We start from the raw sequence: 14673 nt of genomic DNA, 5'->3' as shown, positions 1-14673 counted from the left end.
TTCCAGCTGCAAGCTGAGTTGTGTGAGTTGTGTTTAAGCGCGGGCGAGTTCAAATTGTTTGATCTCTTCACGAAGGCTCAACAGATAATCTATATCATCGTATCCGTTGGTAAGGCAGATCTTCTTGTAGGCATTGATGTCGAATGATTCTGAAGAACCATCTTCGAGCGATACCTTTTGATTTTGAAGATCAACTGTAATCTCTGTTGCCGGGTCTTTTTCAATCGCCGCAAAAATCTTTTTCAAAAACGTATCCGTTACCTGTACCGGTAGCGTTGCATTATTGAGTGCGTTGTTCTTGAATATATCTGCAAAGAAACTTGAGATCACTACTTTAAAACCATAGTCGGCTATAGCCCACGCTGCATGTTCGCGACTGCTACCACATCCGAAGTTTTTACCAGCCACTAAAATTTGCCCAGTATACGTTTTATCATTCAGCACAAAATCCTTCGGAGTATTGTCGTTGTTATAGCGCCAGTCTCTGAAAAGATTTTCTCCAAAACCATCACGTGTTGTTGCTTTCAGAAAACGTGCCGGTATAATCTGGTCTGTATCTATATTTTCAATCGGCAGTGGCACTGCACGACTCTTCAAGGTTATAAATTTCTCTTTCGCCATTGGTCCAATGTTATCCGTTTTAATTATACCAGTTCCCGTACGTCTGTTACTTTGCCGGTGATCGCTGCTGCTGCTGCGCTCAACGGACTCGCCAAAAATGTTCTGGACTTTGGACCTTGTCTTCCTTCGAAGTTTCGGTTCGATGTACTGATGCAATATTTACCAGCGGGAATTTTATCTTCGTTCATTCCTAAACAAGCGGAGCATCCTGGTTCGCGTAATTCGAAACCTGCTTCTTCAAAAATTGTATGAAGACCTTCTTTGCGTGCTTGCTCTTCTACTTGTTTCGATCCGGGCACCACCCATACTTCAACACCGGCAGCTTTCTTCTTGCCCTTCACAATAGAAGCTACCAATCTTAAATCTTCAATGCGTGCGTTGGTACAGCTTCCGATGAAAACATAATCCACTGATTTACCCAGTAACTGTGAACCGGGTTCAAGTCCCATATATTCAAGCGACTTTGTGAAAGAATTTTGTTCGCTTATATCATTCAGTTCTGCAATGGTAGGGATACGGTCCGTAACTTTTATACCCATGCCTGGATTGGTTCCATAGGTAATCATAGGAGCTATATCTGCTGCATCGTAAGTCAGTACGTGATCGTACTTCGCGTCATCATCGGTTTTCAATTGACGCCATTCTTCAACGATGCTATCAAAAGCTGCTCCTTGTGGTGCAAATTTTCTTCCTTTTATATAGTTGAAAGTGGTTTCATCCGGAGCGATCAATCCGCCACGAGCGCCCATTTCAATACTCATATTGCAAATGGTCATACGTGCTTCCATAGAAAGACTGCGGATGGCTTCACCGGCATACTCCACAAAGTATCCTGTTGCGCCACTGGCTGAAATCTTCGCGATGATATATAGTATAATATCTTTGGATACCACGCCTTTACCAAGCGTACCGTTGATTTCGATGCGCATCGTTTTCGGGCGATACTGAAGTATACATTGTGTAGCCAGTACCTGCTCAACTTCACTGGTACCAATACCAAAGGCTATACTTCCGAACGCTCCGTGCGTTGATGTATGGCTATCGCCACATACGATGGTCATACCCGGTAAAGTTAATCCCAGCTCCGGGCCGATGATGTGAACTATACCTTGATACGGATGACCTAGATCGTACATCGTAACGCCAAACTCGGCCGTATTTTTACGAAGTGTTTCTACCTGGTGACGGGAGAGTGCTTCTTTGATTGGAAGGTGCTGATCTTTTGTAGGAACGTTGTGATCTGGCGTAGCCGTTGTGCGGGCCGGGTTGAATAATTTAATGCCGCGTTTCCGTAATCCGTCAAAGGCTTGCGGACTGGTTACTTCGTGAATGAAGTGACGGTCGATGTACACTACATCCGGGTACCCTTCACTTGTCTTCACCACGTGTGCATCCCAGAGTTTGTCGAACAGTGTTTTCGGTTGACTCATGTCTCAGTTTTCAGGTCTATTTGTGTTTCAATTGCATCGAAGTAGAACAAGTGTTAGTTTGTCCTGCTACATAAAAAACGAAACGTCCCGTCTGAGTATATCAGACGGGACGATAACGGTTGTTCTATATTTAATTCAGGTCATTTTTTGTTGATCTGAATACTCAAAAAAGTCTATATCAAAACGAGGGTTCTTCAGACACGAAGATGAAAAAAGTTAAGCCGTACATCAACGAATTGTTAAAAAATATTTACCAAAACTAACGATTGATTGGTTGTTTATAGTTGCTCACCACAAGCAATTCTCGTGACTGTATCATGCTTTTTTCTTGCTGTAAAAGTATACGAAGCAGCTGCTGAATTTCCTTGAGATACTTTTTTACTTTCTTTAGTTTTCGTGTGGCTTGTATATGCAACTCTAACGGACTGATAATATCGTCCTGCATCTTGCTTGTAAAATAATCCGAAGCATCTTTTACACGCTGATATACATGCGTATAATCATTCTGATCGGATGCCTCTTTCATCCAGGTATATAAATGTCTTTTAAAAGTCTGATTTACTTTTTTATTATCCTCCAACCAGGTATTTATACTTTGCATCAATGCTATAGCATCCTCTTTGTGCGGAATATTTTTCTGATCAATCGACTCCAGCAACTCGATAACCTGATGTGAGATTGCCGACCATTCAAAAGCCTTTACGATAATGCTATAAAGATATTGGTGTTTTTCATTGTGATATACTGACTGTAAGGTATCCATGGAAGTGCTGTCACGCATAAAGTCCAGGATGCGTTCATCGGTCTGTATACTGCGGCTGGTGATCGGTGATTTCAAAGCAATACCTTCCAATGCAGTACAACGGCTCAATGCCACATATACCTGACCTGCAGAAAAAGAGTTTGCTGCATCTACAATTACTTTTTCAAATGTAAGTCCCTGACTTTTATGAATCGTTATAGCCCAGGCGAGGCGAATTGGAAATTGACAGAACAATCCAAGTTCCTCTTCTTCTATGCGTTGCTCGGAAGCGTTGTAAGCATATCGTATGTTTCGCCACGTCTCGCGCTCCAATGTAAAGTATATAGATTCACCCGGAAATTCTACCTCGATTCTATCATCACTGATTTGCGCGATGCGCCCGAGTTTACCATTGAAATATCTTCGCTCTTTCTGTAAATCATTCTTGATGAACATAATCTGAGCGCCTTCCTTCAGCCAAAGTTCTTTTTCTGTCGGATATGATTTTGTTGGAAAATCGCCATCTACGGTTCCATCGAACCGAAATGATTCGCCTGGCAACTTTGCGAGTTCTTCTGCATTGATACGATCTGCCAGATAGTTGTGCGAGGTTAGGGTAATAACGACTTCATCTTCCCCTTGCCCGAGTGCTATAGCATGGCGGCTATTTAGCAATTCAAGATCCGTACGCAGTGTATTGTTGTTACGAACCCGATTCAGTAAATCTATAAATACAGCGTCCTGTTGCCTGTATATTTTCTGCAGCTCAATGATCAACGGTGGTATTTGCTCGAGAACTTTTGCGTGGAAGAAAAACGGAGTCTTGTAAAAATTTCGAAGAATGCTCCACTCCTGTTCCTGTACAACGGGTGGCAACTGAAAGAGGTCTCCTATATATAGCATCTGCACACCTCCAAAAGGAATGCCATGCCTTTTCCGAACGTGCCTGAGGACGGTATCAATTGCATCGAGTACATCACAACGCACCATGGAGATCTCATCAATAATCAGCAACTCGATCTCTTCAAACAATTCTCTTTTTTCATTATGAAGACGAAGATTTTGCAGAAGTGTATATGCATCCGAAAGCCCTGAACTCTCTGAGTCAGTTCCCCGCTGTGGCACCGGGATGAACGGTGTAAATGGCAACTGGAAAAATGAGTGAATGGTAACACCGCTACAATTAATAGCCGCTATACCTGTGGGGGCTACAACGACACTCTTCTTCGGAGAATGCTCTTTTATATACTTCAGGAAGGTTGTTTTACCTGTACCTGCTTTACCTGTCAGGAAAATATGCCGGCTTGTCTGCTTCACAAGATTGGCGGCCAACTCAAAGATCGGATTGTTTTCGAACGGGTTCATCGTGGCTAACATAATCGATGAAAGTAAAACATCTCCCGCAGATTTCACAGATTAACGCAGATAATGCATTTTTTTATCGCCTTTGGCGACAAGATTTTTGACGAGTCTCTTTGCCGATCGATATTATGCAGATGCATTTAAAAGTCTGCGTCTATCTGCGAAATCTGAGGGAGAAAAAATGACTTTGCAATCCCTGCGTCAAGCAAGAAAATAAAATTACAAAATCGAAGAAAGAAGAATTATACCAGGTATTCGAACAGGTTCTCGTTCTGATTAACAAGAGTGTAGTTCAGCTTGTGTCCATCCATCCGCTCGATAAGCGTTTTGAAATCTTCCGCTGATTTTACTTCTATACCTATTAATGCAGGACCGGTTTCCTTGTTATGCTTTTGAATGAATTCAAAGCGTACTATATCATCGGTTGGACCTAAGATCTGGTTGACAAATTCTTTAAGCGCTCCCGGGCGTTGTGCAAAGCGAACGATGAAATAATGCTTCAGTCCTTCATATAGTAAAGATCGTTCCTTGATCTCCTGCATGCGGTCTATATCATTGTTTCCTCCACTAAGAACACAGACTACTTTTTTTCCTTTGATCTGCTCTGCATATTGATCAAGCGCAGCAATGGAAAGTGCACCTGCAGGCTCTGCTACAATGGCATCCTGATTATAGAGTTGAAGTATCGTAGAGCTTACTTTTCCTTCAGGCACCAACAACATATCTGTCAGTGCATCTTTGCAATAAGAAAAGGTGAGGTCTCCTACTTTCTGAACAGAAGCGCCATCAACGAAGCGTTGTATTTTTTCGAGCTTCACCGGTTTCCCTGCTTTCAATGCTTCCTTCATGGAAGGAGCTCCAGCGGGTTCTACACCTATAATTTTTGTTTGTGGTGAGTACGTTTTGAAATACTCTCCTACACCGGCACATAAACCTCCTCCGCCAATCGGCACGAAGATATAGTCTATACCGGATACTTCATCCAGAATTTCTTTTGCAACGGTTCCTTGTCCTTCAATCACTTTAACATGATCGAATGGAGGAATAAATACCATGTTGTTCTTTTGAGTATACTCCAGGGCATGCGCCTGACATTCGTCAAATGTATCACCTGTAAGTACGATCTCTATATTGTCACCACCAAACATCTTCACCTGGTTGATCTTTTGCTTTGGCGTAATGGCCGGCATATAGATCACTCCCTTTATATCCAAGTGCCTGCACGAGAACGCTACGCCTTGCGCGTGATTCCCTGCACTCGCACAAACAATACCGCGGCTCCTCTGCTCATCTGTGAGGCTCTGCATTAAGTTATAGGCGCCACGCAACTTATAGGAGCGCACTACCTGCAAGTCTTCACGCTTAATGTAAATCTCAGCCTTAAATTTTTCAGATAGCTTGCGATGGAATTGCAACGGGGTTTTCAGTACAACGGTTTTGAGTATATCCGCTGCTGCGTTGATGTTAAGGGTATATGTTTGTGTAGCTGGTGACATAAGTGAGATCTATACTCTTCCGTATAGCGCTTCGTCTGATCTCAGACGAAGCGCTGACGGTTGAGCTATAATTAGTTTATCATGCTGGCTTCTACCTGCTGTTTTTCAGGGCGGAGTTTGCGCACTGCTGCGCCTGCTTGCCAGAGTTCGCTTTCGCGAAGTTCTTTCAATTCTTCTGCGAGTTTCTCGCGGTAATCAGGCTTGCTGCAAGTATCGATGGTACGTTTTGCTTCTGCTCCCGACTCAACACTTTCATATAGTTCTTTGAACACAGGAAGTGTAGCGGCTTTGAATTTTTTCTTCCAATCCAACGCACCACGTTGTGCTGTTGTAGAACAGTTAGCATACATCCAGTCCATACCATTTTCTGCCACCAGTGGCATCAATGATTGCGTCAACTCTTCTACTGTTTCGTTGAATGCTTCTGAAGGTGTATGACCTTTTGCACGCAATACTTCGTACTGTGCTTCAAATATACCGGCAATAGCACCCATTAATGTACCACGCTCGCCTGTAAGATCAGAATATACCTCTTTTCTGAAATCTGTTTCAAACAAGTATCCTGCACCTACACCAATACCTAACGCAATCGCTTTTGTTTTCGCGTTACCGGTAGCATCCTGGAATACAGCATAACTTGCATTTATACCTTTACCTTGTAAGAATAATCTGCGAACAGATGTACCCGATCCTTTTGGAGCAGCCAGAATTACATCTACATCTGCTGAAGGGATGATGTTGGTTTGATCTTTAAAAGTGATACCAAAGCCGTGTGAGAAATATAGTGTCTTTCCTTTTGTAAGGTATGGTTTGATGGTTGGCCATAATTCGATCTGACCAGCATCTGAAAGAAGAAACTGAATTACCGTTCCTTTTTTTGCTGCTTCTTCAATTTCAAATAACGTTTCGCCAGGAACCCATCCGTGTTCAACAGCCTTGTCCCAGGTCTTTGATCCTTTACGCTGACCAATAATTACTTTAAAACCATTATCACGAAGGTTCAATGCCTGTGCAGGACCTTGTACACCATATCCGATAATTGCAATGGTTTCATTCTTCATTACTTCCAGTGCTTTTTCCATCGGGAACTCTTCGCGAGTTACTACTTCTTCTATGGTTCCTCCGAAATTAATTTTTGCCATTTTCGTTGTGTTTAAGTTATTACGTTTTGTACGTGTTTTAAGTGTTTACAATTGATAAATACTTGTATTGATTACAGACTATAATTACACAATCTGTGCAGCGTGTCTTGCACTGAGCTCACAGTAGAGATCGCTACCTGCATAATATATAGCATGCTCTACTTCAATCAATTTCTCAACCTGTTGTTTTACTTTTTCGATCATATCTTCTGATGTAAAGAGAAGTACTACGGCTACACCTCTGCGAAAATCATCTTCCGCTTCATGTGCGATCAGTCGTTTTATTCTTACTCTTCTCCTGTTCAGAATATTGACGATCCGGTTTAAAACCGAAAAGTTATTATCCGAATGTATCTCTAATGTGAAATCCTGTTTCATAAATATAGTTGCTAGGTACTGGCTATACGCCACTAGTCGTGTGGGTTGTGAGTTTGTGTGTGATCAATTAATCTTTGCAAGGAGGCGCTTCCAGCAATACATCTGCTACACCTGCTCCTGCTGGAACCATCGGGAATACGTTGTCTTCTTTTCCTACCACTACTTCAAGGAAGTATGAAGTTTTTGAATCCAGCATTTCCTGTAAAGCGTCAACAAGATCTTTGCGATCTTCAACTTTGCGGGCCTTAATGTTATAGGCTTCTGCAAGCTTTATAAAATTAGGGTTCGTCATTTCTGTAAACGAGTAACGCTTGTTATGAAATAACTGCTGCCACTGACGCACCATACCGAGAAAGCTATTATTCAATACCATGATCTTTACTGGTATTTCATATTGCATAATCGTCCCTAATTCCTGTACTGTCATTTGATAACCACCATCACCAATGACAGCGATCACCTGGTTCTGTGGTTTCGCAAGCTTCGCTCCCAATGCAGCAGGCAATGCAAATCCCATTGTACCTGCGCCACCGGAGGTCACGTTGGTTCTTGGGTTTTTATATTTATAGTAACGTGATGTTACCATTTGATGCTGCCCTACATCTGTTACTACAATCGCTTCACCTTTTGAAAGGTTTGAGAGATTATAGATTGCTTCTCCCATAGTAATCTTTTCGGATGGATTACATTCACGGTGAATGACTTTGTCGTACTCAATGTCATTAAGCTTGTGAAAGCTCTTCACCCATTCATCATGCTTACCTGTATTACACTTCTGTGTGAGCAGTTCCAATGCTTCTTTTGCATCGGCATGTATAAATGCTTCGGTCTTGATGATCTTGTCGATCTCGGCTTTATCAATATCGATGTGAACAACTTTCGCCTGACGTGCATACTTGCTTACATTACCCGTCACGCGGTCGTCAAAGCGCATCCCTATACCGATCAGTACATCACACTCATTCGTGTTAACGTTCGGTCCATAGTTACCGTGCATACCCAGGTATCCTACATAGTTTGGATGATCGGTTGGAAATGCTCCAAGTCCAAGCAACGTAGAGGCTACCGGTATACCTGTTTTTTCAGAGAATGCAATCAGTTCCTTGGTCGCACCTGACAACAATATACCTTGCCCGGCAAGTATATATGGACGTTTTGCGTTGTTGATCAGATCAGCTGCTTTCTCAACTTGTGATGGTTGAAGTACAGGCTTCGGTTTATAGGTACGTATATAGTCACACTTCTTATACTCGAATGCATCGATCATTTCGTTCTGAGCATTCTTTGTAATGTCGATGAGTACAGGACCTTGTCTTCCGGTCTTGGCGATATAAAATGCTTTCGCGACAGCAGGTGCTATATCTTTTGCTTCTGCTACCTGCACATTCCATTTAGTGACCGGCAACGTTGTGTTCACTACATCTATTTCCTGAAACGCATCGGTACCTAATAAATGTGCAAATACCTGACCTGTGATACACACCAACGGTGTTGAATCGATCAGCGCATCAGCAAGACCTGTCACCAGGTTTGTGGCGCCTGGCCCTGACGTTGCAAACACAACGCCTGTTCTTCCGGATACACGTGCATAACCTTGTGCAGCATGAATAGCACCTTGCTCGTGACGAACCAGGATGTGCTTCAGTTTATCTGCATAGCCATACAACGCATCGTATACCGGCATGATCGCTCCGCCCGGGTATCCGAAAATTATATCAACCCCCTCTTCGATAAGCGAAATCAGTAATGCTTCCGAGCCGGAAATTTTTTGTTTCTGTTGAGTGTTTTTTTCAACAGCAGATTTAGTCTTCGTCAGTAACGCATCCATCAGCCGCAGTTTTTACTTGTTTAGCATACTTCAATAAAACTCCATTCTTGGCATTCAGCGCTGGCTTTTTCCAGGCTGCTCTACGTTGGGCTATCGTCTGATCGTCTACCAACAAGTTGATAGTATGTTTCTGAACATCGATCTCGATCTGATCATTCTCTTCTACTAGGGCAATCACTCCACCTTCATAAGCTTCCGGTGTGATGTGACCTATAACAAATCCGTGAGAACCTCCGGAAAAACGTCCGTCTGTTATCATGGCTACTGCCTTACCAAGGCCAGCTCCCATAATGGCAGATGTAGGCTTCAGCATCTCGGGCATACCGGGTGCACCCCGTGGGCCTACATAACGGATGACGACTACATCGCCCGCTTTTACGCGACCACTTTGTATACCATTAATCAATTCAAACTCACCATTAAAAACTTTAGCAGGACCGCTAAACTTCTCTCCTTCTTTACCCGTGATCTTCGCTACAGAACCTTTCTCTGCGAGATTACCATAGAGGATCTGCAAGTGTGCTGTAGCTTTGAGCGGATTTTCAATAGGGTATATAACGTCTTGCTTCGCGAAATCAAGTGATGGAGCATCCTTCACATTTTCAGCAATCGTCTTTCCTGTTACGGTGACACAATCACCGTGCAGAAAACCTTGTTCCAATAAATACTTCATCACCGATGGAACACCACCGATTTTATGCAACGCATCCATGAGATATTTACCGCTTGGTTTAAAGTCAGCAAGCAATGGAGTCTTATCCGATATACGTTGAAAGTCTTCCTGCGTGATTTTTACATTCACAGATTTAGCCATGGCAATTAAATGCAGCACAGCGTTGGTTGATCCTCCTAACGCCATCACGACTGTAATTGCATTTTCAAATGCTTTGAATGTCATGATATCATGAGGCTTGAGATCAAGCGCGAGTAAATTCTTAATCGCTTTTCCGGAAGCTATACATTCATCTTTCTTGTCCTTGCTTACAGCGGGGTTAGACGAAGAGTATGGCAACGACATGCCTAGTGCTTCTATAGCAGAAGCCATGGTGTTAGCAGTATACATACCACCACAAGCACCTGCACCCGGACATGAATTTTTTACTATACCTTTAAAATCTTCCGGAGATATAGTACCTGCCATCTTTTGTCCCAACGCTTCAAAAGCAGAGATGATGTTCAGTTCCTGACCTTTCCAGTCACCGCCCGCTATCGTTCCACCATATACCATAATGGCGGGGCGATTCAAGCGTCCCATTGCGATGAGTGCTCCGGGCATATTTTTATCACATCCCACTACTGCGATCAATCCATCATAATACTGGGCGCCACATACAGCTTCAATTGAGTCCGCTATAATTTCACGGCTTACGAGTGAGTAGCGCATACCTTCGGTACCGTTGCTCATCCCATCGCTTACACCGATCGTATTGAAAATCAATCCTACCAGTTCATTACTCCATACAGCCGTTTTTACATCTTGTGCGAGCGCATTCAAATGCATGTTACACGTGTTTCCATCATAGCCTGTGCTCACGATACCTACCTGCGCTTTTTGCATGTCATCATCGGTAAGCCCGATTCCGTATAGCATCGCTTGTGCAGCAGGCAAGGTTGGATCTTGCGTTAATGTCTTGCTGTACTTATTTAGTTCTTTACTCACGTTATTGGTTAATGATTAAGTTTAAAAAATTCTTCCCTTCAGATTCGTATCCCGCTAACATTCGGGATGTTTTCGCATTTTGTTTTTTATCATCTCGCAGATATAGGAGTACCCCGAAGGATACTCCCTATCCACGGACATCTGGTTGTTTAGATGATGACGTAGCTAAATGATTTTTCGAGCACCTGGCATTTATATGCTTCTTGTACTGTTGCGCCTAAGCTGTCGAACCATTCTTTTTTAAATGGCTTGGCATCGATCGATTCAATGCCTACTATTTCAGCAGCTGTACCACACAGGAATGCGCTGTCAGCTGATTCAAGTTCTTCTACCTTTATCTGTTTTTCTTTTACAGGTATATCTAATTCGCGGCAAATGTTCATTACAGTCTGACGCGTTATACCAGGAAGTATATGTCCAAGAGAAGGTGTATAGAGTACTCCGTCTTTTTCCAAAAAGAAATTTGCTCCGGGAGCCTCCGCAACAAAGCCATTCATGTCGAGCATCAAGGCTTCATCATAGCCTCTTACTTTTGCTTCACTTGTTGCCAGTATAGAGTTTACATAATGACCGGTAACTTTCGCTTCCATCTTCAATGAATTTGGATTGGGGCGCTGGTAGGATGACACACACATTTTCAATTGCTTGTCACCATGATACTTGTCCCATTCCCATGTACACATCATGAGGTATACTTCATCGGTGTGCGTGAGTTGCATATTCGGGCCACAGTAAACCAACGGACGGATATACGCATCACCCATATCATTTTTTTCTAACAGTTGATATGCGATCTGTATAAGTTCTTCAGTCTCGTAGCTGAACGGAATGTTTACCAGTGCACAACTTTTTTTCAAACGCTCAAAGTGTTCATATGCCTTGAAGATTTTTACACCGTTCATTGTCTGATAGGCACGGATCCCTTCGAAAGCGCCAAATCCATAATGGAGCGATTGACTATACAAATCCGTATGCGCATCGACAGCCTTAATGAACTTACCATTCAGGAACAAGATCGTGTCTTTCGTGTAGTACATATTTACAACTGTTAGTTTGTAGTTTACTATATAAAACAAAACCGCCCCGAGGCTATCGGGGCGGTCTGTGATGTTCTTTTTAAAAATGCTATATCACTATCGCCCCCGCGGGTTTGACAAGTAGAATATTCACACTATTTACAAGCACAGTGAAGCTGCTCAACTCCGTAGAGTTTAACAAGCGTTCGGTGATTTGTTGATTGTTCATCATAAAATTCTGTGCGAGTACAATTGTCACAAATAATCAATTACTATTCAAGCGAAACGTAAAAAATATTTGAAAATTTCGCTAAAAACGAATGTTAGCTACTGCTTACAGGCGTTCGTTAATGTAGTATTAAAACACATGTTCACCCTCTAAATTTGTAGTTACTGTCCTATTCATCCCTATCCGATATTCAGCTGCCATAACTATATATTTCATGCTATATATAGGCTACTCGTCCTTCAAAACTGTAACGGGATTCGTAAGCGCGGCTTTAATGACATGATAGCTTGTAATCGCTAACGCGGTAATTATTATTCCCCCACCTGAAATGATAAACGCCCAGGGAGAGATTTGTACCTTGTATTGAAATCCTTCAAGCCAGGTATTCAATCCCCAAAGGCATAACGGTGTACTTATTATAATCGCAGTGAGTATAAGCAACGTATAATCTTTTACTACCAACAACCATATACTCCATACGGAAGCACCTACGACTTTGCGTATGCCAATTTCCTTGGTGCGTTGCTCTACAGTATAGATGATCATCCCCAGTAAGCCGAAGCATGCAATCATGATTGCCAACCCAGCAAATACAGTGAGAGCGTGACCAAACTTTTCTTCAGACTGAAAATTTCTTTCAAAGGAATCGTCTACAAAATTGTATTGAAACGGGTTGTTACCAGCATACTGTTTCCAATCCTTTTCTACAGAAGCAAGTAATGCATTGAGCGCAGTTGTATTATCAGGTGCAATGCGCAAGACAGCACTTTGTTCACCCACTGTGAATATATTGCTATTGATATGAAATATAGCCATGGGTTGAATCGGCTGATTCAATGACCAGTAATTAAAATCACGTACAATGCCAATCACTTCATATTGCTCACGACCTGGATAATCTATTTTTTTGCCGATCACACTTTCGTCCACGTTCCAACCTAAGGCTTCTGCTGCCGACTCGTTTATGATAACCCTGTTTTTATCAGCCGGTACATCCTTGGAAAAATTACGGCCTATTTTAAGATCCAGGTTTAAGGTTGGTATATACTTCTCATCAGCCTTCACATAATTCAGTGGTGTAATTTTCCCACCAGAGCCTTCCGCACTGAATTGATCTCCATCCTGAATATAGGGTGGCACAGCACTACACCATGAAGCCTCCTGCACACCGGATATATTTCCCAGTGAATGTATAAATGTCTCTTTATCGTTTATGCGTTCGACACGGTTTACAACCAGGAGGTTTTCACGGTTAAACCCGATGTCTTTCTGTGCTAAAAACCTGATCTGTTGAAAGACTACAATCGTGCAAACAATCAATACCATCGAGATCACGAATTGAAATGTTACCAATCCGTTTCGTAAAGTTTTACCTTGTTTACCAGTGCGCAGTTTTCCTTTCATAGCCTCCACTGGTGAGAATTTACTCAGGAATATAGCCGGGTAACTTCCGGATAACAAACTCATCACTACAATCAATCCGAGCAGCACCCAAAGTATATCCTGATGACGAAGCAGGTTTAGCTTCAGATCGTTGCCAGTAAGAACGTTAAAAAAAGGAAGAAGAATTTGCACCAGTCCCAGGCTTATCAATGCTGCGAGACAACAGAACATAAATGCTTCTGAAAAAAAATGCAGTGCCAACTGAAACTTATCGGAGCCCATAATTTTTCGCAGGCTTGATTCTTTTATTCTACGTGTATACTGCGCCGTAGAAAGATTCATAAAGTTGATACACGACAACAGGATGATCAAAACCTCCACCCCTATCAAAGTATATACCGTTGTAATATTTCCAACGTTGTTGAGCCGGTTATATACATTGGTAGAGTGTAAATGTATAGATGTAAAAGGCTGAACAAAGAGTTCCCACTTTTTACCGGTTTTTATATAGTCGTCAAACGACTGATTCATGACGCGCTGCAAGGTTCCTTCGGCATACTTTCTTGGAAGTGCCGGAAGTTTGCTTTCCAATGCGGCTATCGTAGCACGTTCATCGAGTAGTACAAAAGTTTCGAAGGTCGTCCAAAGCCAAAGATCGTTCGCGCTCATCACCTTCGGGAAACTGTTCATCGATACCAGTATATCAAATTGTATATAGGAGTTATCCGGAACATCCTGAACAACGGCTGTTACTTCATATGTTTCCTTCGCGCTGTCACTTCCAACTTGCAGAAGTTTACCAAGTGCTTCATTTGTTCCAAAATATTTTCGCGCTGTTGATTCAGTGAGTATAGCAGAGTGCGGCTTTTGCAACGCCGTATTTATATCTCCTTTAAGCAAGGGAAAAGTGAATACACGAAAGAAATTTGAATCAACCGCCAATATATTTGATTCATCAAATGCTTTAATGTCTTCTTTGTTATCAGCGTAGGTCACCAGAAAATTTCCAGGAGGCTGTACACGCGTCACTTCTTTTATTTCGGGAATCTCAGCATTTAATGCATACGCAACGCCAGGACCAAGCGAAGCAAACTGTTTGTCATCTTTTTCACCCCAAATAAAGGTTTGATTGATGCGATAAATATGGTCACCGTTTTTATGAAAGCGATCATAGCTGAACTCATGCTGTACATATAGGTATATGAGCAGCGTGCTGACGATACCAGCAGTCAAGCCCAGGAGGTTAATCGCAGAGAATAATTTTTGACGCTTGATGTTACGGACAAACAAAAGAATGTAATACTTGATCATACCACGGAATTGGTTTGACCAGTTCTATGACAAAGGTCGTACCATTGCTAAACCAGGGTAAAAGAGGGCTTTTTG

Annotated in this window: 10 protein-coding genes; all 10 read right to left on the bottom strand. The window is 42.3% G+C overall.

Annotated elements, in window-relative coordinates; genetic code table 11:
- Positions 1-33: 33 nt before the first annotated feature.
- Positions 34-621: a 3-isopropylmalate dehydratase small subunit gene (gene leuD, locus B5Y40_RS18015; protein ID WP_079688170.1), complete on the bottom strand. Its 588-nt coding sequence runs from the start codon at positions 619-621 to the stop codon at positions 34-36.
- Positions 622-644: 23 nt separating this feature from the next.
- Positions 645-2051, bottom strand: a complete 1407-nt coding sequence (gene leuC / locus B5Y40_RS18010; protein ID WP_079688169.1) for a 3-isopropylmalate dehydratase large subunit — start codon at positions 2049-2051, stop codon at positions 645-647.
- 259 nt (positions 2052-2310) lie between these two features.
- Positions 2311-4206 (bottom strand): ATP-dependent DNA helicase, encoded by a 1896-nt coding sequence (locus B5Y40_RS18005; protein WP_143785806.1) that lies wholly within the window; start codon positions 4204-4206, stop codon positions 2311-2313.
- A gap of 191 nt (positions 4207-4397) precedes the next feature.
- A complete protein-coding gene (gene ilvA / locus B5Y40_RS18000; protein ID WP_079688167.1) occupies positions 4398-5651 on the bottom strand; it encodes a threonine ammonia-lyase IlvA in 1254 nt (417 codons plus the stop codon).
- Between the two features lie 71 nt (positions 5652-5722).
- The gene (gene ilvC, locus B5Y40_RS17995) at positions 5723-6793 is read right to left on the bottom strand and encodes a ketol-acid reductoisomerase (protein ID WP_079688166.1); all 1071 of its coding nucleotides are present in this window, start codon (positions 6791-6793) and stop codon (positions 5723-5725) included.
- 84 nt (positions 6794-6877) lie between these two features.
- Positions 6878-7171, bottom strand: a complete 294-nt coding sequence (locus tag B5Y40_RS17990) for an ACT domain-containing protein (RefSeq protein WP_079688165.1) — start codon at positions 7169-7171, stop codon at positions 6878-6880.
- Between the two features lie 67 nt (positions 7172-7238).
- A complete protein-coding gene (ilvB, locus tag B5Y40_RS17985) occupies positions 7239-8999 on the bottom strand; it encodes a biosynthetic-type acetolactate synthase large subunit (protein WP_079688164.1) in 1761 nt (586 codons plus the stop codon).
- The gene (gene ilvD / locus B5Y40_RS17980) at positions 8974-10659 is read right to left on the bottom strand and encodes a dihydroxy-acid dehydratase (RefSeq protein ID WP_079688163.1); all 1686 of its coding nucleotides are present in this window, start codon (positions 10657-10659) and stop codon (positions 8974-8976) included. The genes ilvB and ilvD overlap by 26 nt, the downstream gene beginning before the upstream one ends.
- A 149-nt stretch (positions 10660-10808) precedes the next feature.
- Positions 10809-11696 carry a branched-chain amino acid transaminase gene (locus B5Y40_RS17975; protein ID WP_079688162.1) on the bottom strand — a complete coding sequence of 296 codons (888 nt, stop codon included), beginning with the start codon at positions 11694-11696 and terminating at the stop codon, positions 10809-10811.
- Between the two features lie 436 nt (positions 11697-12132).
- Positions 12133-14598, bottom strand: a complete 2466-nt coding sequence (locus B5Y40_RS17970) for an ABC transporter permease (RefSeq protein WP_079688161.1) — start codon at positions 14596-14598, stop codon at positions 12133-12135.
- Positions 14599-14673: the final 75 nt, after the last annotated feature.

It is taken from the genome of Ohtaekwangia koreensis, from assembly GCF_900167975.1.
Classification (GTDB): Bacteria; Bacteroidota; Bacteroidia; order Cytophagales; family Cyclobacteriaceae; genus Ohtaekwangia; species Ohtaekwangia koreensis.
This window is presented reverse-complemented; position numbering and strand designations above follow the sequence as displayed.